We start from the raw sequence: 25,203 nt of genomic DNA, 5'->3' as shown, positions 1-25,203 counted from the left end.
TGCGTATGCTTGACCTTCATGCATGTTACATTTTCTCCGGCGCGGAAATTCCCAGGATGGCCAGCCCATTACCAATGACCGTCCGGACTTGCCGAAGCAGGGCTAAGCGAGCAGCGGTCAAGTCCGGCGAAATACTTTCGTAGATGCGCTCCTGACTCACCGCTGTAGTATGCTCACTTGCCCCTAATTTAATGTTGTCTCCCGTATCCCCGGTGTTCCTCTCAGGATCCAATGAGGGAAGGACCCGATTTTTGTTGTAGTAGGCATGCAATTGGGCCGCAAGCTCTTGGAGATAAAACGTGACCCGATGAGGCTCCAACGCCATCGCACTGTTTTCAATTACAAAAGGATACTGTGCCAACGTTTTAATCAGCCCTAACTCTTCATCCTGGATCAACAAGACCTGATCGACATCCTGGACAGTCGGAAGGGGCACTTGCCGTTCCTGCGCCACTCGAAAGAGACTGGCCAATCGCGCATGCGCATACTGAACATAATAGACGGGATTGTCGGAAGACTGTTGTTTGGCCAATTCCAGATCAAAATCCAAATGCGTATCGGCCCTTCTCATCAGGAAAAAGAATTTGGCGGCATCTGGACCAACCTCATCAATCACCTCGCGCAGGGTCACAAATTCACCGGCTCGCTTTGACATCTCAATTTTTTGACCACCACGTCGCAGGCTCACCATTTGGACCAGGACGATTCGCAAGGCCTCCTTGGCAAAGCCAAACGCTTGAACCGTCGCTTCCATGCGTGGAATATACCCATGATGGTCCGCTCCCCAAATATTTATTAAGGTATCAAAGCCACGATCTAATTTTTGTCGATGGTAGGCCATATCGGCCGCTAAGTAGGTATAGCTCCCATCCTGTTTTTGAGCCACACGATCCTTTTCATCCCCAAACTGAGATGAACGAAACCACCAGGCACCATCCTCTTCTATGAGCAGCTTCTTTTGCCGAAGTTCGTCCAATGACTGTTGGATAAGGCCTGCCGTATGCAGAGATGTCTCGCTAAACCAGGAGTCAAATTCAACCCCAAATGTAGCCAAATCTTCTTTAATTCGATCCAAAAGCATCTGACTGGCCAATTGAGCGCAGAGCATTTCGGCATCATCTGATGAGCCTTCCAGTAAGGTTGGCCCATGGGTCTTCGCCACAGATTCAGCCACAATTTTTATATAGTCTCCATGATACCCATCCTCGGGAAAGGATGACGGTTTTCCCCAATGCTCTCGATAGCGGGCATAGACGGACCGGCCCAACAACTGGAGTTGACGACCGGCATCGTTAACATAATATTCGCGGGAAACCATAAATCCGATAGATGCCAATAACCTGGCCATGGCCTGTCCCAATGCCGCGCCTCGTCCATGTCCGACATGCAAAGGCCCAGTCGGATTCGCACTCACGAATTCCAGGAGAATACGTTTACCTTTTCCGATGTTGCTGGTGCCATACAACACACCATTTTCCTGAATCATTCGTAAAACCTGAATCCACCTGAGGGGATGGAGAGTCAAATTCAAAAATCCTGGAGGGGCAACAGTAACGCTGACAAAAACATCTGAAAACTGGGCCCGAAGACCGGTCGCCAACAGTTCGGCTACTTTCAGAGGCGATTGTCGAACTTGTGAGGCCAATGTCATCGCGACACTAGACGAAAAATCCCCCCATTCCGGTCGCTTAGGAGGTTCCACGGCAATGGCTGGAATCGTGTCCAGACTTAATTCGCCGGATTCCCTGACCTTGTCTAGGATATCCGCGATGGCTTCAATGACTTGGTTTTGGAGAAATTTCTCCACGGCGAAACATCCTATCTACGCAGAATATATGGGTTTTTTAATAGCCGCGGCGAATGTACCACAGCATTCTAGCCAAGGCAAGGCACCGTGCAAGGTTCATCAATACACTCGAAGCTCGGGCTGGCCACGAACGCTTTTACTCCACTTAACACGTCTTCAACAGTTGCGAGGACTTCACCTTTGGAAAAAGAAAGACACGGCATATCCGTACAATGCGCAATGGCCGCCTTCCCTAAGCAATGACAGAATTTTCGTATTACGGCTACATGATTTCCCCGCGGCGCCCATTTTCCAGGGTCAGTGGGACCAAACAACAACACCGAAGGCACGCCAAAACTTGCAGCAAAATGCGACAAACCGGAATCATGACCAATAAACAATTTGGCATGTTGTAAATATTGCCCAATCTGAAGCAGATCCATTCCTGTCAGAATGGCATATTCAAGGTTAATCAGTAGGCCTTGCACATATCGAAGCGAGTCATTATCTGCAGGTCCTCCTACAAGACATATTTTCCATTTTGGGTTCGCCATCATCAGGCCCTTGACAATACTCGCCCATAATACCGGAGAGGCACATTTGTATCGACTGCCACTTCCAGCATGGAGAAGGATAAGTGGCTCCTTGATGGGATAAGCAATTCTCCCCGAACGTGATTTGGGGGAAACAAGAGGACCTGTAAGACTCCTGGTTATTTCTATGTCACGCAGGAACTGTGTCGTCTGAACCCACGGTTGGAGTATTTCCACATATCGATCAACCATATGATGATTACGCAAGGTTCTGTCATGAGGTGAGCGAAAAATGCAATCTTGAATTCCGGCAGCCTTAAACCAACCTTGCCAGATTCTATCTGTGTCCTCCAACCAACCTATGGCTCTTTCGCCACGGCGGATAACCGACAGGAATTTTTCCTGAGGGGAATCCTTAGTCCCACGATATGTCAAAAACTCCAGCCTATCAAAAGAATAGGACTGATGAACTTCCTGCGCATCCACGAACACATCACCTAATTCCTTATGTCCAAACCAAATCAGACGGTGCCCGGGAAACTTAGCCTTCAATACCCGAATAGCGGGCAGAGCCAACAACCCATCCCCTAATGCGCCAGGATGGACAATCAATAAATTGTGAGGTGGAAGGGACATACCATTACTTCAGATGAGGACCAGCTTTTCTGGCAAATTCATAATCAGCGGGTGTATTGATATTCAAAAAAGAATACCCATGCGGATCAATGTCATGGAATAGAGCTTCCTCAACAATTTGAATGGAGAGAGATGGATCCTGAATCAGACTTTGAATTCGAAGATTCCCCTCCTGAATCATCTTCTCCATTATGAGGGAGCATCGTTTGGAATATCGTGCGTGAAGAGGCTGATATCCTGACGAAAGCTTGGGCATTACCACATCATTTTCAGGCAGAGAGCAAAGCCTTGAAATAACAAAAGGATTTAAAAATGGCATATCGCAAGCCACAACAAAAACGGAGGAAAAAGAGGCTTCATTAATCCCCGTGAATATTCCACCTAATGAGCCTTTTTGAGGAATGGTGTCAGTCACTAAACGAACAGGAAGATGCCCGCAAGGATAATCTTCTATTGCGGTCACCATTATTATTTCATCAAATAATTCCCCTATGGTAAGACAAACTTTATCAAGAAATGTAGTTCCTCCCCATTCGAGGGTTCGTTTATCCTTTCCCATCCTCCGGCTTTTCCCGCCAGCGAGGATCACTGCGGACATGTTTGTAATTTTTTTTGTATTGGTCATAAAAAAAGGGGGTGGTTGCCCACCCCCTTCACTTTTTCGGAGTATTCCGAGGTTTACAACATTGTTAGACTTTACCCTTACGCCTATTGGCACGCCGGGTCAAAATCCACCCTTCCACAAGGACCAACCCGATGGCGGCCAGCGTTGGGTAAATATATGTTTCCTTTTCAATAGGTGGCTCTAACACCAGATAATAGAAAGCGGAAACTGCCATCTTTCGGCCTACGTCCCCATTGTGCCCATCCCAAACAAAGAAATTAATAGGAATATATTTTCCCAATTCAATGTAGGCATCTTCTTCGTAGTCACCTTTGAGTGGTCGGGTCACGATAACAGTCCATCTTCCATCCTTCCACTCGGCTTTCACCGTTTTTAATTGTTCGGTGAAATCGTCACGATCATCAAAATCTATATCCCACCCCGTCCCTTGGTAGGCTTTCAGTTCGCCGTCAGCCGTCCATTTAGTAATATCAACGGGAAATCCCTCATCGCCCCAGAAATATCTTGGTTTTCGTGGAGCAGGCAATTCCTGCCATTTAATAGGAAACTGGAAGGCAAGCCCATCATTAAACACCTGATAGGCCGTTTGTTTCGCAGCAATGGATTCAGGATGTTCAGGATCATCAGCAAACTTCGAACCTCCAGGAGGTTGCTCCTCTATTCCATAATCACCAAGATTTACCTCGTAGGGTTCCCAGTCTACCTCGTCTTCCTGCACACTCTTTGTACGATCATCCCACCTGAACATAAACGAAATATGGGTTTCGTTGTAAAGGGACTGAATCCAGACATCGTCAATTCTGGTTACAAAGTTTCGTGGCTTATGAGTGATCTGTCCACCCATTGCCACAATCCGTCGATCAACCAGGTTCCACCGTTCGTCGTGCTCGTCAGCAGGCAACTCTCCTTCAACGAACTTTGAAGGAACAACGAAATCGACTTTTGGCTTATCCGTTAAAGGATCAATTCCCCTAGGTTTGGCTGCAACTAATGCGGCCGCGATTTCATCCGTCACATTACCGCCGGCAATATCTACATCCTTATCCCTTTCACAGAGATGGTTTACATAATTTGCAATGTGCCACCGATCCTCGACTGTAGTATTATCCGCAAACGAAGGCATGGGTGTTCCACTCACCCCTGTTGAAAAAGTTCTAAAAATATTCTTCACATTATAGGCATCCTGTCGGCTACCTCTGAAATTCCAACACTTATGCCAGTCGGCAGGTTGAATGGAAAAACCCCAGTCATCCTTGAGGTTGAACGCATTCCCGTCTCCACGTCCCTCCAACCCATGGCATTCGATGCACTTCATTTCCTTCACAAGCTCGGACCCACGCTTCACCGATTCTGCCGTAGGAGGAACGGGTTCAATTTTATCCAATTGTAACACATGAAATTCTTCAAATTCGGTATCTTGCCAACTCCGGTCCTTGACCAATTCGGTGGTGACAAAGGCTAAGACATCCCTGCGTTGGTCTTCAGTCAAAATACCTTCCCATGAGGGCATCGCGGATCCCGGCAAACCATGAGTCACGGTTTGAAATAAATCCACGTCGATGAGGGGCAATTCACCGCTTGCCGTATGGCGGATCTTAAATGTCCCGGAATTAAAATTACGCGGACGCGGCCATAAACGGTCTGCTCCTGGCCCGTCCCCTGCTCCGTTAACGCCATGGCACCAGACACATTTGGTGAAATACACTCGCTTCCCTGCCTCAACTTGTTCAGCAGGTGGGGGAGCCGGCCGACTCCCTTCGGCAAATCCTTCCGCCATTTCCGCGTGGGACGTGGTAGCAAAGCCTAATCCTCCCAAAAGGAGACCGCAACTGAGAAGCCAGGCTCCAAGGCCACGCCTACCATATCCGGCTGTAGTCGTTTCGTTCATGACCATCCTCTTTTCAAAGTGTCCAGTATCGAATTGAATTTCATTCATGTCCGCGTCCCCCTTATTCCCAAGTCCGCGGGTAATACCCGGTGTGCCAGTATTCAAACATGATGACTTTCCAAATTTCGTCAACCGTTAAATGCTGTTCCCACGGTGGCATGACGGATGCCCAGGGGAAACCTTCACCTGGCAGACCAATTCCACCTTTAGCTACTCGCCAGAACACAAAAGTTTCTTGGAGCTGTGCGATGGTTCCTGCATCGGTAAAATTGGCAGGAATTGGATTAAAGGCAAACGCCCAGAGGCCGCGACCGTTCAAATTATCCCCATGACAGAAATGGCAATTTTGGAAAAAGATCTCTCCCCCTTCCCGAACATGTTTAATATAACCTTTAGCATTGGGATCCCAGGGGTTATCTTCCGGATTTTTCACATCTTTCATTAAACGACCCATATCCTGACTTACGATATGAGCGTTACTGTATGCCTGATCGTATTTACCCTCTGGATTAATACGATAGGGATTCGCGGCAGTTTGTAATACATACGTTTTCCCATGCACCTTAGTTGTGGCCGGTGGGGCCGGATGCACGGTCCTCAATTCAATGGGTTCATCAAAGCTGGGAAGGAAAGAACTGTAAGCAAATCCCCAAAGCCCGATTGGCAATAAAATCAATAAGGCTGTTCGAATGAACTTAGTCATTCCGGTTTTTGCATCCAAAACATTTATGATGGGACGTTTAAATTCTTCCCACTCCTGCTGCGATCCCGAAACCCACATAAAAATACCGCAAGCAGCAACGGTCCCATAAATGGCCCTCACACTAAAGGGAATGGGCGGATAGATTCGATACTTCAGATAGAACAAATTCACAAAACACCAGACAAAGATTCCTGCCCAAAACTTGGGCAAACCCATGCCCGCTCTTTTAAGAGAATAGTTAATAATAGAAAACACAAGGATGCAGATAGCCAACTCTGTAATCATCTGCATCGGCATGTAGCCTTCAACTAGTTTAAGCCACGTCATTCTTCCTTACTCCTTATAAAGGGTTATCCCCTAAATTAATATTCCTTATTCTTTTGGAGGTAAAGGTTGGCCTTCTTTTAATTGAGCCAAGTAATCAACCATTTTACTGAGAGCCCCGCCTGTCAACCTTACGCCAAAATCCTTGGGCATTTGATTGTCGGGAAAATCCTTCACGACATAGGCACTTGGGTTCAATATCGACTCAGTAATGTACTCCTTCGGCGATTTGGCTTTACCCTGATAACCTGGATCTTTAAGCCGATTTGGGGCATTCGACCCCTCCATGAGGAGAGGACCAACTTTTCCCGTGGCACCTTCAATTCCTGGGATTGTATGACAGGCCGGACAACCGGCTTTCATAAAGAGTTTGTCGTATGGCTCGCTTCCGTCTGCTAAAAGATTTCCACCACCAGCTCCAGCTTCTTCTTCACCACCTGCAGCGGGACGATCTGCTTCCGGAATAAATTTTTCATATGAGGCGACGATTTCATCATACGATGGGGCTTCTTTTCCTTCCCGCGTATACATCCAGGTATCCACAGCGGCCAATTCTCCCAAAGTCAAAGATATCGGTGGTTTGTGAATCTTCGGCATGGGGCTTACGGTGTCATTCGAACCCTTCACACCAAATCCAGTCACCACAAAACAACTTGGACATGCATGTGACTCGGCGATATATTCTTGAGCATTTGTTGCCGTGCCGGATCCTTCAAAGGATTCCTTTTGCTCTGTAGTTCGAGCGGCCGCATTGTTCATGTGATAATTTGGCTCTTTTAATCGCTCAGTTGATCTATCCGGGATTCCATAGAGATTCGGTGCACGCTCACTTAAAAAGCCCTGTTGGAATCCATGGCATAATGGGCATTGGCCCTTGCCGATGGCCCCTTGTGTTTTGCTTTGACCAATTCCACCGAAAATGATTTTCTCTCCCTCATCACCCAATTGTTGCGATGACATGCTTTGGAAGTCCAACTTCACGACAGGAGGAGGAAACCCTCCTTCGACTTGAGGAAGCCAATTTCCATAACCGGAAAGCGCGGCAGCTACAAAAAACATGAATCCGCCAATTTTCATCAGTGCACTGATGTTGGGAAAGTAAAGCCCCATAACGAAAGTCATAATGGTAATCATGACCAGAGAAACCGGCAATAAACCGCTGTTCCCTTCAAAGTTATCTACGTAATTGGAAATGGCGATAAAGGCCAAAAATGCACAGAAAATTCCAATTAACGTCTGGAAGCTCGCCCGTTTCTTTTTTACCGGGTCCGAAATAGATGCCTGGAAATACAGCAACAGCCCAACCAGCATGAGCAATACTGGCCAACCCATTTCTATTGCCCGTCCCAATAACTCAACCACAGTGCAATCCTCCAACTTGGGGGCTGCCTATTGCAGCCCCACGATTGTTTGTAATTGTATTTTTCGTTAATGACCAGTTGCAGACTGAGGAGATGGAACTGGCTGCCCTGCCGGCGAAGGAACCGGTACTTTTTTCGCACCAAGGGTTCCTAACCAAAAGACGAACATAATACTGATCCAGAAAAATAATACGTTAAACGAAATGACGTTGGCCGCAAACCCGATTGTATGGGTATAAGCCCAGGGAGAGTTATCCCGCATGACCTCGTTGACGTGCCAGAACAATCTCACTGAAGAACGGATATAGCCCATTAATCCCATCATCCATGTGAATGCTGTGGCCAACATGATGATGGCATATTGGGAACGTGGGGGAATTTGACCCCATCTAATCGGTCCCAGCTGTCTTCCGTTTTTCAACATCGCAAGATTCAGTGGCGTCATTAACAACAGACATGACAATGTTCCGGCCACCTGAGGCACCGACAATCCAATTCGCACGTTGGCAGGAATGAAATACCCATAGCAAGCCAACCAAACATTGTTTAACTGAGCTATGATGAAAAAACATCCCATAAAAATATTGCCAAATTTGGCCCAGCTAACCGTAGGGACTCTGTTCCCTCGCTGGTACCATATAAAGCTTAAAACGGTAGTCATAATAATGGCATTAATGCCGCCATTTTTTGCCGACATGACACCATAATTACCCAGAACCGGATGTTGTTGACCACCCATAGCTTTCAATTCAGCCGGCGTCATGACGATCGTATGTGGCGTAATGAAAACCAGAAGACCAACAACTAAAATAAACACGAGATACTTAATATATTTCTGGAATCGTTCCCCACCGGTCATCCGTCCGAGGGCTTGCCACAAGTAATAATTTGTGGTCAGGAAGAGGATTCCGATCATGGTGGCTTGGATAATAAACAACCAAGCTAACAAACCACCCATAAGGGTAATACCCATTTGTTGTCGGTAGGCATACACCTCACGCATCAACCAATATCCTGCAAAGGGCAATGGGATGAGGAATGCCACACCTAAACTCATTGCGATGTAGCCCATCCAGTCATAATGAGCCCGCTCTTCATCTGTTTTTGAAGAAAGGAAACGGTAAGCTGCATAGGCTGCCACCACACCACCACCAAAGGCCATGTTCCCGAGAATCCTATGAACATTCAAAGGATTCCAAAGCGCCGTATGGATCACATGCCAAATATTTCCAAGATAACGTCCTTGCTCATCTACTCCTGCCGGTGACATCATAAATGCAATCCATGAATTGGCTAGGAACATGAGCACCGTTCCAATCACATTCAGGATGACGGACATGCTGAGATGAACCCATTTCAGAACACCTTCCCGCATTTTGTCCCAACCGTAATAATAAATGTAGAGGGTTGCACTTTCCGCCACGAACGTTAAGGCATAGATGTGCATGACCGGCCGGAAAATACTGGATAAATAACCAAAGAAGGCCGGATAGAGCGTGAGGAAGGTAAAGATCAGGATCCCACCTAGAATGGCGGTTAAGGAATAAGCTGTCAGGCTGATCTTGATAAAATCATAAGCCAATTGGTCATACTTTTTGGCCATGGCTTTATCTTTACTGACCATCCCGGCAAACTCGATACACATACAAAAGATTGGTACCGCCAACACAAAACTTCCATAATAAAGATGTTGCTGGTTGGCCACCCAAAGAAGGACACGACTTTCAAAGTTATACCGAGGGTAAAAAGTTTCATTGTCTTCCGTTACCGGTGCCGGCATTCCAATGGCTGGACCTTCGGTCTTGTAATAAACGTCCCGGCCCATCTCCACTTTTTCAGCCTCTCCCTCCTCCCCTGCTGCCTTTTGCGCAGCAACGACATCCGCAGGAGGACCACCAGCCGGTGCACCACCCCCACCTGCTACGGCGGTGACTGACAGGAAAATCGGCAACAACAACAGACAGCCCATCACCATCAAGGCCGATACGGCGAACAACTTTTTCTTCCCCCGGGTCATTTGATTGAACAGGCGACCCATTGACCTACCTCCTTGTGAAAACGTGTTGAGTTAAACCCATCAAAATTACCTATATAAACCTAATAAATCGTCCAATCTTAATCTATAAGCTCCAAGCTCATAGATTATTCAATTAACGAAACATGTAGAAATAGTCGAGTCCCTGGGCATCCATCAAGACATAATCCAATGCCTGGAAATATACAAAACAAATAACCAATGAAACTATGACATACAGAGCTGTCTGCATGCGCTCCTCCTTGGGTCTAAAAGAATTAAATGATTGACTACCTTATTGGAAGTCATGATTTTTTAGCAGGGACACTGAATACCGGCAAACCAATAAAAGAACCACAAACTTACCGCGCATGTCAGATAAAAAATAGCCTTACCTATTTTTGTCTCTAACTCTGTTGACTCCCTTATGACAGCCGTGGAATCCCCCATCTTAATTCCTCCCTATGCTTAATTCGCATTCAAAAATTTAAACGATTTCACCTAATAAACTTCATTGACACATTATGATTTTTCGTGCTATTCAAACATTTATTGATCACGTAAAACGAGGGATTACTCATGCGTTCAAATGCAAAAGTGTTCGACATTATAGTTTTGGCTGGAATGGTTGTCAATATTCTGCTTGCTGTGTTTCTCATCCTCTACTATTTTGATTTTCTTTAATTTTTTCAGTTTAGCTCCACACAAAACATTAACGGTTTTTGGTCTTAATCTGAACGTGCACACCTGAACCCAATCGTCTCGTCTCGGAAATCAGGAACCATAAAACTTCTATTGGTTATTCTGATATCGACTCCTTGGCTCGTATAGCCACTACCTCTCATTGTCTTGTAGGTAGAAGGAGACCGATTACTCGTCGGCGTAACAGCATTTTCTTGAAGGTAGAGATCTTCGACATACCAATTATCCGTCCATTCCATAACATTTCCTGCGCCGTCATAAACTCCAAAGACACTTTGATCAAGAGGAAAAGCCCCAACCGGAGCCGACACAACATAACCATCGGCCTCTCCTGCAAAATTGGCAGGATGGCTGCTGAGACCCTCACCCCACGGCCAGGTGCGGCCATCTGTCCCCCGCATAGCCTTTTCCCATTCCTGTTCAGTAGGAAGACGCTTGCCTCTCCATTGACAATAGTCATTCGCATCACTCCATGACACATAGGTAATCGGCTGATGAGGGCCTCGCAGCAAACCGAGCTTTTCGGCATAGCGGGATGGCGGACCAGGCTGCCGATGTCCGGTAGCTTCAACAAATTCCATATACCGCTGATAGGTCACCTCGTACCGATCAATCCAATATGCATCGAGATGAGCGACGTGCGCAGGCTTTTCATTAAATCCGCCTTGATTACTTCCAAGTATGAATTCCCCGGCAGGAATTTCAACCATCTCATCTTCATTTGCCCGACCAGAAAGCGCCACATCCCTTGATCCTTCAGATGGTTTCTCTGAAGCTGAAGAAGGCTGAGATTGAAGATCGCCATCCGGTGGAGTTGGCGGAGCATCGGTTCCCCTCAGTATGCCCAACACCGGCAACCCGGTCATAAATAATACCGCAATCAAAAAAATAAGTTTAAATCGACCGTCCATGTTCCCCTATTTCTGGTCCGTCAAGGTTGCCTATTCCGAGAAACTATGGGCGATTGGTCTCGCCGACGAGGAGTTTGATTATCGTTTATGAGGCTTGGGGAGTCTCAGTCGGAGGATCCTTTGCGCACCGAAATCCAACACTGGCATCGTTCCTCCACATTTTCGCTGTAAAACGCTTGGTCACCCTGGCGCCTATACGAGATTCCCGCCAAGAACCTCCACGAATGACTTTATTCTCGTCTTCGTCTTTTGGGCCGAGGGGGTCCCGATACGGAGCCTGCTGATAATAGTCTGGAGCATAACTATCCAAGACCCACTCAGCAACATTACCGGTGACATCATAGAGTCCAAATGGGCTTCTCCCTACTTCATAAGATCCCACGGGAGCTAAAAACTGAAAGCCATCCTCCTCCCCATCCACATTGGCAAACTGATAGTCAAACTTATCACCCCAGGGATAACGGCGTTTTCCTTCCCCCCTTGCCGCTTTTTCCCACTCCGCTTCTGTCGGCAACCGCTTGCCAGCCCAGCGACAATACCCAAAGGCGTCATTCCAGGATACCGCCACCACCGGATAATCGGGCCCGATTAATTTAGCGACATCATCTTCAAAGACCGGCACCTTCGGTTTGTCCCGTTTCGTCATCTTGATATACCGCTCATAATCTGCCTGCGTGACTTCTTTAAGATCGATGTAAAACGTTTGGAGGTATACCGGATGGGGTGGCCCTTCATCGGGGTCCCCATCGCCAATACCCATAGTAAATGGTCCTTCCGGAATTTCTACCATTTCACGATTATCATCCCCCACGAGAGTTTTATACATAGAAAAGTCTTGTGTGGGCATTGGCTGCAACACACGGACATTGGCCGTTTGACCGGCTGACAACTCATCCAAGTCTTTTTTCCCTTTATAGGTCATAAAAATCAACATCACGATCATCATGATAAAAGAGCCAAACACAAAAAGAATGGCCCCCATGAGGACCCGTTGATTTTCCATTACTATTTTGCCTCTCGCTTCGACATAATCAGCACGATTTCAGTTAAATTAGGGTTGTAAAGGCCCATGATGCTTAACGTTCGACTCAGGAAGGTTCTGATTTCGTTGTTGCCAGGTTTCAATGAGCATCGAAATCCAAATTCCCAAAAATCCACCCATCGCCGCCCCTGACGCGGCTCCAACTGTCACAGCCTCCGTTCCACTTAATCCTAAGGCCAACAATCCGCCTAAAATGGTCCCGATAAAAATGCTCAAAAAAAATCCCCGGCCGCCGACTAAGCCTACCCCGGCGCCAAGAAGGGTTCCGGCTGCTAGCGCAACAGGGAGCCATCCATCTCCCATAAAGATCCCGATCAACAGGCCTACTGTCCCTAATCCCAGTATACCCAAGAGGACATCAAATATTTTCGATGGAGTCAGTTTCACTTTTTATTCCCGCCCAAGATTACCGCTGGATGATTCAGATTGAACCCGAATAGAACCGAAGTCCACCTCGACTCCCGGCCCCCCTAACAAGGAAATACCCCAGGCATGTGGGGCCGGTTCATGTTCATGAATCTTCAGGAAATCTTCATACACATTTACCCGCTCTTCAACCCACACCCCAAGAGATTCAGTCCCACTACGAATGACAATTTCTGTTGAGCTAAACATGCCACCCTCCTTGACTGACCCTACAGGAAGCGTGGCGCTCCACACATATTTCGTGTTCACGGGAATAAACATTAAGTCGACATCCAAGGACGGGTAGATTGCGGCCAGAAAATCGGCATCATCGGGAACACTCTGTATTCTCCAACGCCAGATCAGAATAGGGTGTTGCTTCGGATCCCACGTTATATGCTTGGTATACACCCGTTGATTGGCGTTTTTCGCAGAAAGAAAAAAAGTCCCATCCTCTTCTTGAATCGTATAGGTTTCATGGGCTGTGACCGTACTCCGCTGCGCCTCCCATCCTTGAGGAAAGCCTTTCGCATCAGGATGCTGAAAATCTTCCAACACCATCGAACTACTGGAAGGTTCTGAGCCCGAGACCTCTTGTGCCCACGCGGCACTACTTCCATTTATCAGAAGGCCTACGACCAACCATGTCAAACAAGCTGCGCTTACCCGGCTCCGCTTCACACCCTCTAGATTATTGTGTTGCCAAGAACAGATTCTCATTACGCGGATTCCTCTTCTGAAATGACCCGAATCACCGGAGAAGGCCTTTCAAATTCAGCCGTTCGCCGTTCCACCACTCGCTGATCCCATCGGCTAAGCCAAAACACGAAAAAGACTGACGACCAAAAAACAATCATATTGAGGGTAACCATTTTTGCGGCAAATCCAAGGGAAGGCGTAAATGCCCACGAGGATCGATCGGGCATTAATTCAGAAATATGCCATCCCAATCGGCCCACAGACCTGATGTACCCCATCAACCCCATTACCCAGGTAAACGCGGCTGCGACCACAAACAGCGCCACAATCCCACGCGGGGTAATTCGTCCCCAATGCACAGGCCCATTTATATGGGCGCCCCGCAACATTAATCGATTCAATAATATCCCTCCAACTACCACTGTCGCGGTCGTCATCCCTTGAGGCGATGAAAGACCCACCCGAACATTTGCCGGAATATAGAATCCGTAAATGGCCAACCACACGATATTGGCAATCCCCATGAGAAATAACATCAATAAGAAAATATTTCCCTTTGATGCCCACTTGACTGTCATCACACGATTAGCCCGCCGATACAGAATGTAACTCAATGCGGTTAAACAGATCATGACGTTAACCGCACCATTCTTCGCGGACATCACACCGAATTGACCAATGACCGGGTGCTGTGCCGCACCCATCGCTTTCATCTCACTGCCACTCATGGCAATGGTATGCGGCGTAAACCACACGAGGAAACACACCATCAGCGCAAAAAGGATCGCCTTAAAGTGGGGATGAAAGCGCTCACCACCTTGAAGGCGCGCCAGGGATTGCCAGATGTAATAGTTAATTCCTAGAAACAAGACCCCAACCATAATCGCTTGGAGGACAAACAGCCACGACAACATGCCTCCCATCATCGCCATGCCCATCGTTTGCCTGAACTCAAAGACGGCCCTCATCAACCAGTAGCCGGCCAGCGGCATGGGGAGAAGCGCACACACCACCACTATAAGAAAAACATGTCCAACCCAATCGTAATATGCCCGGTCCTCCGCGGTTTTGGACATGAAAAACCGGTAGGTCGCATAGGCGACAACCACTGCGCCACCCGACATAATATCCGCCAAAAAACGGTGCGTATTCAGTGGATTCCATAATGGAGAGTGCAGGAGATGCCACACATTCCCCAAAAAATGACCTTGTCCATCAACTCCCGCCGGGGCCATCATAAACGAAGCCCATGAATTCGCTAACAACAACAAAATAACTCCGGTTGCATTTGAGAGTACACCAAGAGTCATATGCACCCACTTCAGCGCCGGGGTTTTGAGGAAATCCCAGGTGTAATAATAGAGGGCCAAGAGGAAGGCTTCACTCACAAACACCATGGCATACACCGGCATCAGCGGCTTAAACGTCCCCCCCATGTAACTCATAAACCCCGGGTAAAGAGTCACAAAGGTGACCAGCATAAGAGAGCCTAACAAGGCCGTAATAGAAAGCGACAGTAGTGCCACACGCAAAATATCATGGGCCAATCCATCCAATTTTTGCTGGGATGCCTGTTGTTTTCGTGTGATTCCTAAAAATTCTAATAACAAGGCAAACAAAGGAATAGATAAGACAAAGCCTCCGAAATATGTGTGTTGCTGAGTCACAAACCACACAACCAACCGGTTATCCACCAAAGGATAGGAGGAATAGCCCTGAGGACTTTCCGCGACGGACGGACTGGAAATAGACCCTGGAGTTTGGTAGAAAATATCCTGGCGTGCCTGCCCCTCAATCGAAGGCAAGGCCTGATCATCCATGGCAAATGCCAACCCGGCCTGAAGCAAAAAGAAAAGCAGCACACTGATCAATGTTTTGGAAATGGTTCTCAATTTAATTCACCAGATTGCCGTGCCCCACTTTAACGTCAGGGATAGAAGTAGGAGTTGCAGAGGATTTAGAACTTTGGAGCATCCCCATCACAAATGGACAACGTTGTATGGATTCAGGAATGCCCACGAGCTGCTCTTCATAGGCTTTCCGCCAACCCAGAAAGAGGGTATATAGCGCCATCACCATGGCGGTACAGGCGGCTATCCCAATAAATCCTCCTTGAGAAATCTGCTCAACCCGCAGTACAAAGGCGGCCATCCCCATGAGGACCAGAAAATACGTCGCTGAAAAGGTGAGATTTGGCCACATCCAAAACCAAAGAGATGACAGCCAGGTTCGTGGCCTGCCTCCCTGTGTATTTTGACCATATAACAATTCCCCCCTGAAAAACGTCTTCATTCCGATGGAGGCGATCATAACGGGAACTAACAGTGATTGAAGGATGGGTTGCAGTTCAATCGGCCCCACAGTGAACAGGAGCCATGAACCGGCTATCCCTATCATGGTTGCCAACGCTCCCCATTTCACAATGCTTCCTATCTCCTGCGGGATCCATTTTCGTAACGCCTCTCCGTCAGGAAAGGTTGGGACCACAACCCCTTGTTGCCTCATCCGTTGCACATGACCAATTTCAAAGGCATCCCGAGTCACGGACGTACATGAAATGATGGTTGCCATCATGGCCGGACCCTCCGGATGGAGCAAAAAATCATAGGCCACAAATACTTGAAGAATCGCCAAAACCAAGAGGGATAATTGCATTCCATAGACCAGACCAATCCATCCCACCAACCATGCCCACTGCTGGGCCCCATCTTGGTGCCAGGATTCCATGAGAGAGACTCCACGTCCCTGTCGATAGGACCAGATGGCGGTCAGCATACAAATACACCCGGTGAATGCCAGAAGCACCAATGGATTGGAAAGGGGCAAGACAGGCTTGAGAAGGTGATAGATCCCGAAAGCCACCAAGCCGGGAGCCAGCATCACCAAACGCTTCCGCTTGCGAACGGGTTGATCCGTTACTAAGGCATTCAATTGCGGAAGGACACGAAGGGAAAGTCGATGCAACATATCGTGACTCGCTTCAAAAAAATTCCCGGTTATTTATTTTGCGCCCAATTCGCTCCCTAGGAGTGTCACGTGCGCCCGGCCGCCATACCAAAATAGCGGGCCTTCACCTCTTCCATGAGTGCAACCGTGACCGCAGGCATCCCGCGATCCAGAGCCGTTCGCTCCAACTCAACCTTGGCCATCGCCCGGATTCCTGACGGGACATTGTCGATACGACGCTCTGCGTCCGGAGTCCACTCCACCATCCCCTTATTGCGCGCCGACCCAACACGGGCCAACGTCACAACCTTTTGCCCCCTGGAAGAGGTAAACTCCTCCACCTCTTCCCGAACAAGAGGAAGTAAATAGGGAGGAAGCCGGCTCATTTGATATAAGGCCTCGTCCGTCCATACGACGTGGGAAACCACCGCATCCAATTCTTTAGCATTCCCATCTGCTCCAAGGGAAAATCCACACCGATCGCAATGAAATTTGGCAAACACAGAATCAGACGGTAACTCTTCAACCTCCACAATTCGTAAAGAATATTCACAACCACATTGCATGAACGGCCTACCCAATTTTTCCCGGATAGAGAATATAGAGCATCGTGTAGGTAAACGTTCCCGTTACGAACAATACACAGTAAATCACCATGGTGAATCGTCCAAGCACTCGATGCCGTCTGGCCCCATTTGGCCAAATCCGCTGGATAGATATTTCAATGCCAAACACCAGCGCGATGAGAAGAATAAGACCAAGATATACACTGAATTTCCCCATGGAAAATCCGGAGGTCATCACCCGTGATAGAAAAAACAAAAGGACAATGGTGGTCACCCCTCCCAGGATCATCACAATCCGTCTCCCTGAAGTCCTTAAAATCGCCTCCTTCAAGACCCGCTTCCCTTCCACGAAAGTCTGGGCCCGGAACCCCAACACCATCATATAAATGGCCATGACGAGGCCGATCACGACCAGGAGAATATGCAGCGTCAAGACAGGCACAAACACTTGATCGTATAACCATTGAGGTCCACCAAAGCCTTCCTTTCCCTCAAAAGCCAGGACCCCAAGACTGCGAAACAGATAATAACTGATAAAGAAGGCGAGCATGGCAATCATCCCACCAAACATCAGCCAATGATGCTGATCATTCTTATGCTGTCTCGCCTGAATCCATCCGACAATAAACAATATCGTAAAGAACGTTGCCATGAGTTGGCTCACATCCGCTCCAACCGTGGCATGGGTCCCGAAAAATCCCGGTTCTCTCAGCCATACCGCCATTTCATCCATAATTACGTGCCATGCCCTTCTGTTATTTCGTGCCTTGAATCATGGCACGCGGTTCTAACTCTTCCACAATTCGAAAGCCGGCTTGCTCCATCCATTGGCGACTGTCTTGAATCGTAAAACATTCGCCACATTCTGTGTTCACTAAAATATGAACAGCAAAGGCTGTCGTCCAGGCAGGGCTCGTTTTAGCCGGATCCAAGAACCGGTCTTTGATGATCAGTCGCCCCCCCTCTGTCAAACAGGCAAATACTTTCTTCACCAGTGCCGCATTGGTACTGCCATCCTGATAATGCAGAATATCCGACATGAGGGCCAGGTCATAAGACCCCTGAAATACATCGACATGAAAATTGCCCCCTTGCAAGTGTATACGATTCCCTAATCCGGCACGATCTACATGGTCTTTGGTCACCTTCAAGGTTTGCGGGAGATCAAAAACCGTGGCAGACAATCCGGGATGCTCCAGGCAAAAGGCAATGGCATTGGTTCCGGCCCCACCACCAATATCCAGCATCCGTAGCGGTCCATGAATGGGGACCCTTTTCGCCAATCCCTGCCCGCTTCCCTGCCCGATTCGATCCAGGACGGTGAGCACATGAGCTCCCAATTCCGGATTCGTTTCAAAAACATGTTGCGTTGCAGGTGACCGTCCGGTTTTTACGGTCTGCTCCAATTGCCCCCAATGACTCCACTCAGCGTCATGCAACAGTAATAAATGACCCACATACTCTGAGCTTGATTGCACCAAATGTCGTTCAGCCACAGGAGTATTGGTATACAGCTTCTCATCCTTCGTTAACACACGCATCGCCACTAGTGCGTTCATGACCAACTCCAAGGCCCGTGGGCTGAGCTTCTGGGAATCGGCAACCTCATTGACCGTGAGCGACTGTCCCTTGAGTGCGGTAAAGAGATCAAGTTTGACAGCGGTGAGAAGAATCTTGGTTTCCCAGTAGTATCCTATTTGAAATATATCTGCGAGAGATGATTCACGTGTCACACAGGGCCTCAAACTCAAATTACAACATGAGAAATTATTTTCGATGTCGATCTTAACGGGGTCATTTTGCGAGGTCAAATGTTTAACGCTTAGGATCACTGGCGAAGCGCCCAATAAAAAATAAGGGCAACTAGCTCATTGCTAGTTGCCCTTATCTAAGGAATTATTCCCTGAATCCGAGGCGGACTTATTTAATTTCAAAATTGGCTTCGACGGTTCCCCCGTCCTTCACATCCACATCGGCTTCCACTTTGCCGGCAATAGGATGCCAGGCCACCACTTTATGCTTGCCGGCAGGCACGTCCTTAATTTCGAAAGTTCCATCCGCACCAGCCACACCATAATGCGCATTGGTTACTGGCAAGTACCAGCCTTGCATAAATTCATGCTGGTCGCATTGCAAACGCAACACAGACCCCTTTTTCGACATTTTCAATTTGACGCTTTTTTCTAAAGAATCCCCTTTTTTAGCCAGACCGATATTAAACTCGGTGCTAGACTTGGCACCCAATTGATCAAAGCTATGCGGGTTATGCAACACACCTTCAGCCGACTTAGGATCGCTGGGATCGGCATCGTTGTTGACGACCTTAAACAGGCCCTTACTTACGGCCACGCCGGTATACGGCTTAAACTCACACAATTCCGCCTCCACCAATTGGGGAGCCTCTTTATCCGCTTTGTCTAAAAATGCTTTATCCTTAATATCGGTAACAGCGACGACCGCGTGCTTTAAACCCTTGCTTCCATCCACTTCCACTTCCTTCAGCAATCGAGTTTCACCATCCGCACTTTTGCTCTCATTTTTTTTACAAAAATCCACATTGGGAAATTTTGAGAAGGCAAATTCTTTCGGTGGGGGAACTTCTCCGGTGAAGGTGACTTTCCCTTTAATAGTTCCTCCAGCCTGGGCGACTAATGGGGCAGCAATAAGAATGCAGCCCACTAAAAAAGACATAGTTAAAGACTGACGGTTCCTCATGATTCTTCCTCCTAGTTAAGAATAAAATTGAGTTGACGTGGGAAAACAACCTAACTTGATGAGATCAACCCCTTTTACCCCGGCCAGGTATAAAAAAGCTGATCTTGAAATGGATCGTCCAACAGCACCCACTTCCGTATATATCAGGAATAAAAAAAACGTGTCAAGAAACCCACCAAGAACTAGGTCCTTTGTGCTAAACCTTAGGCCTTTTAGTTCGCTGAAAAAGGAAAAGGTTTGAAACACTCGATAATCCCCTAAATTAGACTGGTAATTAGGCAGCATCGCTCATTCTTGAACAGGGGCCCTGAGTATGGCCATCATGTCAGCCACACTCTGTTTCATGTCCTCTGCATGAAAGACCGGAGCCGAACACATCCGGTCAGTACAGACAAACGCTACGGGTCGTTCGTCATAGGGAAAAATAATGTCACCCCATTTCGGCTGTCCCTCCTTGGGATCAAAATTTTTCACAATTTTTCCAGGGCAAAACATTCGCTGACCTTCCATCATTAAAATTCTGGTCATGGCATCGTCAAAATTTCCCACCACCGCAATATGAATAGGTATCCGAAACCATCGATCGATAGCTAAACCGGACAATGCGAGGGGAAGAGGTTGCCGGGACATGACCATGGGCTGCAACGTGCTCTCAGCAATGGAGCGATACGTGTGCTTCTCCGTCAAATGAAAAAGGTCAAGGTACCAGAGAACGGCTTGAAAGTTCTCCTTCACCGGTTTGGTTGGGAACTTCAGAAGACCAAATGTACCTGGGATCTGTGGATGATCAAAAAATCCTCCATTCGCCGAATCGTGCAATATCCGCTGGCTCACTTCGGCAAGGGCTTCAGCATTTTGCAAAAATTGAGACCGCCCGGTCACTCTAAAGGCCTCAAGTAACGCTTGGCCAAAGAATATGTGATCCGATAATACACCGTAAAGGTTGGGTCCGTCTCCAGGCTCTCCATGAGCAAGCCCCTTATTCACGTCAAAACGCTTCTGAAATAACCGATTCAATATCTGTAGAGCCAAATTCCTTATCTCGACCTGATCCAACACCACGGAGGCATGCAAATAGGCCCATGCCATCAAGGCATTAGACCCTGTGAAAACTCGTTGGTCCACATATGGGATACCGATGGCCAATCGTTTGCTCTCATTGAGGGAATAGTACTCGGCGCCAGACATGGACAATATCCCATCAGTTCCTCTGACGTCGGCGTCCTGACTTTCGTACAACAACCCCGTTTGCGGATCGGTTAAAAACCGCGAAACATATTCAATGAGCGCCAAGGCTATGCGTTTAAACTGAAGATTTCCGGTGAGTTGGAAGGCTTCAACATAATTGCGAAGATTCAGAGCCTGGATCGACAACATCTTTTCAAAATGCGGTTGGGTCCAATCTGCTTGTTCAGCATAGCGGTAAAACCCGCCCCAAACGGGATCAAGTAAGCCCACTTGCTTTTTTAAGGTTTCCAATCCTATCTTGAGCAACCCTGGATCATCCTCAAAGAAGCCATGGGCCAAAACCATTTGGATGGCTTCGGGTTCAAAGAATTTGGGGGCATCCCGAAACCCTCCATTGACTGGGTCAAATTGTGCTCTCATCATCTCCACACTTTGTTTGACCATGGCAGCCTGAAGCACATTCCCTTTGGAAGGACCGGCTTCCACCTTCTCCTGTACCCGCTCCCATAAATGAGAGGCTTCCTTGAGCAAGACCGCCTTGTCGGTATCATAGATAGACTGCACCTCAAGAAGCATGGCTTCCATTTCCTCAGAACCCAAGGCATTCGTTTGAAAAAGAATTTCTCCGGTTGGCAAGAGGACATTGGTCGTCGGCCATCCTCCCGCTCGGTAACGAGCATCTAAATCGGGACGTTGATCAGTATCAACCCGAACAGGAATAAATTTGGTGTTGAGCAGCTGTACGATAAGAGGGTTGGCATAAGTCGTCTGGTCCATCACATGGCAGGCATGACACCATATAGCGGTAAGATCCAATATAATTAATTTATCTTCGGATTGGGCACGTCCGAATGCTTCATTTCCCCATTTATGCCATTGAACAATTGGATGGTCGACAGACTCATCATGAGGCCGTATTTCAGCATGAAGAGGGCTGACAAGAAACAGCACGCTGAGTCCAGCCACTATCCACAATCTGCAACATCCCCGGGTTCGGCATGAGTGATTCATACCCACAGGCACCGCGACAAATGCGAACATGATGATCGTGCGCCAGAATTGGTCGAGAGGGGAGAAGTGCCTAATACACTGCACAATTTGGGGAAACATGTTCACACCCTTTATCCGGTCATACCTGCCCACCTTCAGGAAGACCTCTCTTAGGGCCGCAAACAAACCGGTTAAAGACCGATCTCCTTATCCAAAATCCTCACAATGGCGGCAGCGGCAGTCACACGCACCGCTTCATCATTATCTCGCAGGATGCGTTTTAAAGTCGGGAGGAGCGTGCGATCGCCAATACGACCCAATGCGCGGGAGGCCCCAATCCTGGGCCGAGGCAATGGATCATTGAGAGCCAATATAAGCACATTGAGCACGTCAGAACCTTTTCCATTTCCAAGCGCCTTCACCGCACCCGACCGAATGGCGGGATTTTGGTCATTGAGGAGATGCTGAACGGTATCCTTGACCACTGAATAAGGCGCTCCTGACCGTAGCAATGACGCCACGGCCGCCGCTTGCACACCGGAATTCGAATCGGCCAACGCCCTGGTTAACGGGGTTAACACTTGATGTTGTTCGTAATATCCCATGCTAAAAGCCGCCACACTCCGCACCGCAGGAATACGGTCAAACAAAACTGCCTTCAGTGTCGGCAAAGACTCAAGAGCTTGCAATTTTCCCAAGGATGCAATGGCCGCGGCACGGATAGACGGTTGAGAATCGGAAATAGTCTTTTCCAAGATCGGTATCGCACGACGATCCCCTAATTCACCAAATGCACGGATAGCCGCGCCCCGTTCATATCCTTCCTCGCTTGTCGCACCTTGCTCCAAACGAGCCCAGTATTCCTTGTGACCCAGCTCATATAATGCTCTTGCTGCGGCGATTTGGACAAGATGCTGCTCATCGTTCAACGATGGTTCAATCAGTGGCACCAAACTCACGTCTCCAGATTGTCCAAGCCCAATCAGTACCGTTGCCCGTACCAAACCGGCCTCGTCTTTCAAGGCTTCACGAAACAACTTGGAACGCCGCCCGGCCTTTCTTTGCCCTAAGGCTTCTGCCACCAATGTTCTAACCATGCCGTTTTCATCAGTTAAGCCTTTTTCTAAATATTCCACGGCCTGATCAGATTCGATTTCCTTTAACGCGGTGTAGGCCGCCCCTCGCATTTGCTCCCGCATATCGGAGCGGACAGGCAATATACTGGCAATGGCAACCTGGCGTAAAAACGGTTCATCTTCCCGCTTTTCCCCGGCAACGGCTTTCTCATAGGACTCAATGGCTTCGGGAGTCTTTCCCAAGCTGGCTAATGCAAGGATGTATAGACGAGAAGCCTGCGAGAGGGGCGCGCTTTCTTTGTGTAAGGGCTTAACAAGGTCAACGACCTGTTGAAATTGACCCTGATCATAGGCTTTTTGCGCCTGAATGAGGGTTGAATCATGGGCCTCTTCCGCCAACACCGACCCTGAGAGAGCCCACAGAACACCGAGAACGAGCACAACATTCATACGATTCATCCTTTATTGTTCACCCCCATCTCCTAGCCATATGATATTTCTACCCTCTCGGAACCGGGGCTTCCTGAGCCTCAATAATACGATAGCCCAAGGGCGCTTCAAAGTAATAATCCGGTTGTGAAGAAAGCACCACATGATGATATTCCACAAACCAATCCCGATCCTGACTTAAGAGCTTCAAGAGAATCTCCCGTTGAGGATCCACCCATTCGAAATATCGTTCCAGTTGGCCAAACCGATCCTTGACCTCCACATCATAGAGCAGAGCCGGTTGATCGCCTACCATGGATTCCCCAATAACCGTTCGACTCGTCTCTCCTTCCAACTTGACAGAAAATGGTAACAAATAATCCAAAGTTAAGGGAACGCTCACAATCATTCGGCGTTGCGAAAACACATACCAGGTTTTTCGTTCATCCAATCGAATAATGAGGACACTCGCATAGCCTAACTCTGTTCGTATTCCTCCTGCCGGTTCAATACGATACCGATCATTTTTCACAAACAACTGGGCATTAGCGATACGTCCTTCGGTTTTCCACATCAGTCTCGCCGAAAATTCTGTGGGACCATTGTGGGGGAAATTGGAAGAACCGGCAAAGCCCCAGGCTAACGGGAACCAGGCCACCGTTCCGAAAATGGCACAAACAACGAACCCTGCAAACTTTTTGTCACAATTTCGGGAGAGAAGGCGGGAAAAGTCTTTCCATTTCATGGCCTTTGGTGTTCAACCAGAGGCTCAATCAAAACAGGGTGGCCCAAGGCAGCTGGGGTAAATCTCGGCGGCGTCCGGATGGTATGCGCCGTCCAACGACCCACGGGAGATTCTAAGGAAAAATCCTTCCGCACGGTTTGGTTTGGTTCCACGGAAAATTCATAAACCTGCTCATGTTTGACACTTGGATGCCAGGCCCGAATGCGATAACTTCCAGGAGGGAGTGAGGAAATGACATACTCTCCCTTTTTATTGGTAAAGCTGAAATAGGGATTATCCACCGCAATCGCCCAGCTTTCCATGTAGGCGTGGAACCCGCATTGCATCACAAATGTTTTTCGTCCCTTGCTCAGTTGAAATTGATGAACCAAAGATTGCCCCGGCAGATGCTCATGCGTCGCATGGATATTCTCACGTTGATGCCGAGGATTAAAGGGCAGAGGAGAATTAAATAACACCCGTGTCCCTTGGCTCAACGACGTCTCATAGGCTTGAATATCATGCATGACCGGATCCATATTCACCACTTCAATCCCATGCTCATTACGCACTACCGTCGTAAAGGGCAGAAATTGACAATCCCGAGCTTCCACCTTCGGAATAGAAAGGGAAAAAGGTTTCCCGGCATTAACGCCTTCAACCACCATCACGACTCCATGAAGTTGATTGTCATCATTCACCACGAAATCCTTAAGTAGCCGCCAGCCCTGACCATCAGAAATGCGGCCGCAATACTCCGGATCAGGGAACGTCACCAGGTTATACGCTTTAGGAGAAGGCGGAATGCCCTTGAGGGTCACAGTACCGACAATGGTGGCCCCATCCGTTACGTCAATCACTTCATACGCGAAAGCGGTCGAACTGGTTATCCAGAGGAGACCGATGACGGCAATTTCTACTACTCGATTTTTATTCATGA

21 protein-coding genes are annotated in these 25,203 nt (G+C 48.1%); all 21 read right to left on the bottom strand.

Annotation, left to right across the window (positions count from 1 at the left end; genetic code table 11):
• Positions 1 to 25: 25 nt before the first annotated feature.
• Positions 26 to 1,807, bottom strand: a complete 1,782-nt coding sequence (gene argS / locus ACTRXD_RS20845; RefSeq protein ID WP_442433699.1) for an arginine--tRNA ligase — start codon at positions 1,805 to 1,807, stop codon at positions 26 to 28.
• 68 nt (positions 1,808 to 1,875) lie between these two features.
• Positions 1,876 to 2,955 (bottom strand): glycosyltransferase family 9 protein, encoded by a 1,080-nt coding sequence (locus ACTRXD_RS20840; protein ID WP_442433698.1) that lies wholly within the window; start codon positions 2,953 to 2,955, stop codon positions 1,876 to 1,878.
• Between the two features lie 4 nt (positions 2,956 to 2,959).
• Positions 2,960 to 3,553, bottom strand: a complete 594-nt coding sequence (mobA, locus tag ACTRXD_RS20835) for a molybdenum cofactor guanylyltransferase (RefSeq protein WP_442433729.1) — start codon at positions 3,551 to 3,553, stop codon at positions 2,960 to 2,962.
• A gap of 91 nt (positions 3,554 to 3,644) precedes the next feature.
• The gene (locus ACTRXD_RS20830) at positions 3,645 to 5,468 is read right to left on the bottom strand and encodes a c-type cytochrome (RefSeq protein WP_442433697.1); all 1,824 of its coding nucleotides are present in this window, start codon (positions 5,466 to 5,468) and stop codon (positions 3,645 to 3,647) included.
• A 61-nt stretch (positions 5,469 to 5,529) separates the two neighbouring features.
• Positions 5,530 to 6,498, bottom strand: coding sequence for a c-type cytochrome (locus tag ACTRXD_RS20825; protein WP_442433696.1), 969 nt, complete (start codon positions 6,496 to 6,498; stop codon positions 5,530 to 5,532).
• Between the two features lie 45 nt (positions 6,499 to 6,543).
• Positions 6,544 to 7,857 carry a c-type cytochrome gene (locus ACTRXD_RS20820; protein WP_442433695.1) on the bottom strand — a complete coding sequence of 438 codons (1,314 nt, stop codon included), beginning with the start codon at positions 7,855 to 7,857 and terminating at the stop codon, positions 6,544 to 6,546.
• 66 nt (positions 7,858 to 7,923) lie between these two features.
• Complete coding sequence (locus ACTRXD_RS20815) at positions 7,924 to 9,894, bottom strand: cytochrome ubiquinol oxidase subunit I (RefSeq protein ID WP_312740970.1); 1,971 nt, start codon at positions 9,892 to 9,894, stop codon at positions 7,924 to 7,926.
• A 704-nt stretch (positions 9,895 to 10,598) separates the two neighbouring features.
• Positions 10,599 to 11,483 (bottom strand): formylglycine-generating enzyme family protein, encoded by an 885-nt coding sequence (locus ACTRXD_RS20810; protein ID WP_442433694.1) that lies wholly within the window; start codon positions 11,481 to 11,483, stop codon positions 10,599 to 10,601.
• A gap of 85 nt (positions 11,484 to 11,568) precedes the next feature.
• Positions 11,569 to 12,486 carry a formylglycine-generating enzyme family protein gene (locus tag ACTRXD_RS20805; protein ID WP_442433693.1) on the bottom strand — a complete coding sequence of 306 codons (918 nt, stop codon included), beginning with the start codon at positions 12,484 to 12,486 and terminating at the stop codon, positions 11,569 to 11,571.
• A gap of 48 nt (positions 12,487 to 12,534) precedes the next feature.
• The gene (locus tag ACTRXD_RS20800) at positions 12,535 to 12,912 is read right to left on the bottom strand and encodes a hypothetical protein (protein ID WP_442433692.1); all 378 of its coding nucleotides are present in this window, start codon (positions 12,910 to 12,912) and stop codon (positions 12,535 to 12,537) included.
• A 3-nt stretch (positions 12,913 to 12,915) separates the two neighbouring features.
• Positions 12,916 to 13,650 carry a DUF3047 domain-containing protein gene (locus tag ACTRXD_RS20795; RefSeq protein WP_442433691.1) on the bottom strand — a complete coding sequence of 245 codons (735 nt, stop codon included), beginning with the start codon at positions 13,648 to 13,650 and terminating at the stop codon, positions 12,916 to 12,918.
• Positions 13,650 to 15,521, bottom strand: a complete 1,872-nt coding sequence (locus ACTRXD_RS20790; protein ID WP_442433690.1) for a cytochrome ubiquinol oxidase subunit I — start codon at positions 15,519 to 15,521, stop codon at positions 13,650 to 13,652. The genes ACTRXD_RS20795 and ACTRXD_RS20790 overlap by 1 nt, the downstream gene beginning before the upstream one ends.
• Before the next feature lies 1 nt (position 15,522).
• Complete coding sequence (locus ACTRXD_RS20785; RefSeq protein WP_442433689.1) at positions 15,523 to 16,596, bottom strand: hypothetical protein; 1,074 nt, start codon at positions 16,594 to 16,596, stop codon at positions 15,523 to 15,525.
• A gap of 65 nt (positions 16,597 to 16,661) precedes the next feature.
• On the bottom strand, positions 16,662 to 17,141 hold the full coding sequence (locus ACTRXD_RS20780) for a PCP reductase family protein (RefSeq protein WP_442433688.1): 480 nt from the start codon (positions 17,139 to 17,141) through the stop codon (positions 16,662 to 16,664).
• A gap of 7 nt (positions 17,142 to 17,148) precedes the next feature.
• Complete coding sequence (locus ACTRXD_RS20775) at positions 17,149 to 17,874, bottom strand: DUF420 domain-containing protein (RefSeq protein ID WP_442433687.1); 726 nt, start codon at positions 17,872 to 17,874, stop codon at positions 17,149 to 17,151.
• A 22-nt stretch (positions 17,875 to 17,896) separates the two neighbouring features.
• Positions 17,897 to 18,874, bottom strand: coding sequence for a methyltransferase (locus tag ACTRXD_RS20770; RefSeq protein ID WP_442433686.1), 978 nt, complete (start codon positions 18,872 to 18,874; stop codon positions 17,897 to 17,899).
• A 187-nt stretch (positions 18,875 to 19,061) separates the two neighbouring features.
• Entirely contained in the window at positions 19,062 to 19,856 is a 795-nt protein-coding gene (locus ACTRXD_RS20765; protein WP_442433685.1) for a carboxypeptidase-like regulatory domain-containing protein, read from the bottom strand.
• Between the two features lie 288 nt (positions 19,857 to 20,144).
• The gene (locus tag ACTRXD_RS20760; protein ID WP_442433684.1) at positions 20,145 to 22,154 is read right to left on the bottom strand and encodes a thioredoxin domain-containing protein; all 2,010 of its coding nucleotides are present in this window, start codon (positions 22,152 to 22,154) and stop codon (positions 20,145 to 20,147) included.
• A gap of 71 nt (positions 22,155 to 22,225) precedes the next feature.
• Complete coding sequence (locus tag ACTRXD_RS20755; protein WP_442433683.1) at positions 22,226 to 23,560, bottom strand: HEAT repeat domain-containing protein; 1,335 nt, start codon at positions 23,558 to 23,560, stop codon at positions 22,226 to 22,228.
• A 49-nt stretch (positions 23,561 to 23,609) separates the two neighbouring features.
• Entirely contained in the window at positions 23,610 to 24,284 is a 675-nt protein-coding gene (locus ACTRXD_RS20750) for a hypothetical protein (RefSeq protein WP_442433682.1), read from the bottom strand.
• On the bottom strand, positions 24,281 to 25,201 hold the full coding sequence (locus tag ACTRXD_RS20745) for a carboxypeptidase-like regulatory domain-containing protein (protein WP_442433681.1): 921 nt from the start codon (positions 25,199 to 25,201) through the stop codon (positions 24,281 to 24,283). Before ACTRXD_RS20745 ends, ACTRXD_RS20750 begins: the two co-directional genes overlap by 4 nt.
• Positions 25,202 to 25,203: the final 2 nt, after the last annotated feature.

Origin of the sequence: Nitrospira sp. T9 (genome assembly GCF_052156535.1) — a bacterium.
Lineage (GTDB): Bacteria > Nitrospirota > Nitrospiria > Nitrospirales > UBA8639 > Nitrospira_E.
Note: the sequence above shows the minus strand (reverse complement) of the source record. Positions and strands in the feature narration are given on the sequence as shown.

Excerpts from the sequence above, each read along its gene's own strand:
- ACTRXD_RS20840 (WP_442433698.1), bottom strand. The coding sequence starts at position 2,955 with ATGTCCCTTCCACCTCACAATTTATTGATTGTCCATCCTGGCGCATTA.
- mobA (WP_442433729.1), bottom strand. The coding sequence starts at position 3,553 with ATGTCCGCAGTGATCCTCGCTGGCGGGAAAAGCCGGAGGATGGGAAAG.
- ACTRXD_RS20830 (WP_442433697.1), bottom strand. The coding sequence starts at position 5,468 with ATGAACGAAACGACTACAGCCGGATATGGTAGGCGTGGCCTTGGAGCC.
- ACTRXD_RS20825 (WP_442433696.1), bottom strand. The coding sequence starts at position 6,498 with ATGACGTGGCTTAAACTAGTTGAAGGCTACATGCCGATGCAGATGATT.
- ACTRXD_RS20815 (WP_312740970.1), bottom strand. The coding sequence starts at position 9,894 with ATGGGTCGCCTGTTCAATCAAATGACCCGGGGGAAGAAAAAGTTGTTC.
- ACTRXD_RS20810 (WP_442433694.1), bottom strand. The coding sequence starts at position 11,483 with ATGGACGGTCGATTTAAACTTATTTTTTTGATTGCGGTATTATTTATG.
- ACTRXD_RS20805 (WP_442433693.1), bottom strand. The coding sequence starts at position 12,486 with ATGGAAAATCAACGGGTCCTCATGGGGGCCATTCTTTTTGTGTTTGGC.
- ACTRXD_RS20795 (WP_442433691.1), bottom strand. The coding sequence starts at position 13,650 with ATGAGAATCTGTTCTTGGCAACACAATAATCTAGAGGGTGTGAAGCGG.
- ACTRXD_RS20785 (WP_442433689.1), bottom strand. The coding sequence starts at position 16,596 with ATGTTGCATCGACTTTCCCTTCGTGTCCTTCCGCAATTGAATGCCTTA.
- ACTRXD_RS20780 (WP_442433688.1), bottom strand. The coding sequence starts at position 17,141 with ATGCAATGTGGTTGTGAATATTCTTTACGAATTGTGGAGGTTGAAGAG.
- ACTRXD_RS20775 (WP_442433687.1), bottom strand. The coding sequence starts at position 17,874 with ATGGATGAAATGGCGGTATGGCTGAGAGAACCGGGATTTTTCGGGACC.
- ACTRXD_RS20765 (WP_442433685.1), bottom strand. The coding sequence starts at position 19,856 with ATGAGGAACCGTCAGTCTTTAACTATGTCTTTTTTAGTGGGCTGCATT.
- ACTRXD_RS20760 (WP_442433684.1), bottom strand. The coding sequence starts at position 22,154 with ATGTTTCCCCAAATTGTGCAGTGTATTAGGCACTTCTCCCCTCTCGAC.
- ACTRXD_RS20755 (WP_442433683.1), bottom strand. The coding sequence starts at position 23,560 with ATGAATGTTGTGCTCGTTCTCGGTGTTCTGTGGGCTCTCTCAGGGTCG.
- ACTRXD_RS20750 (WP_442433682.1), bottom strand. The coding sequence starts at position 24,284 with ATGAAATGGAAAGACTTTTCCCGCCTTCTCTCCCGAAATTGTGACAAA.
- ACTRXD_RS20745 (WP_442433681.1), bottom strand. The coding sequence starts at position 25,201 with ATGAATAAAAATCGAGTAGTAGAAATTGCCGTCATCGGTCTCCTCTGG.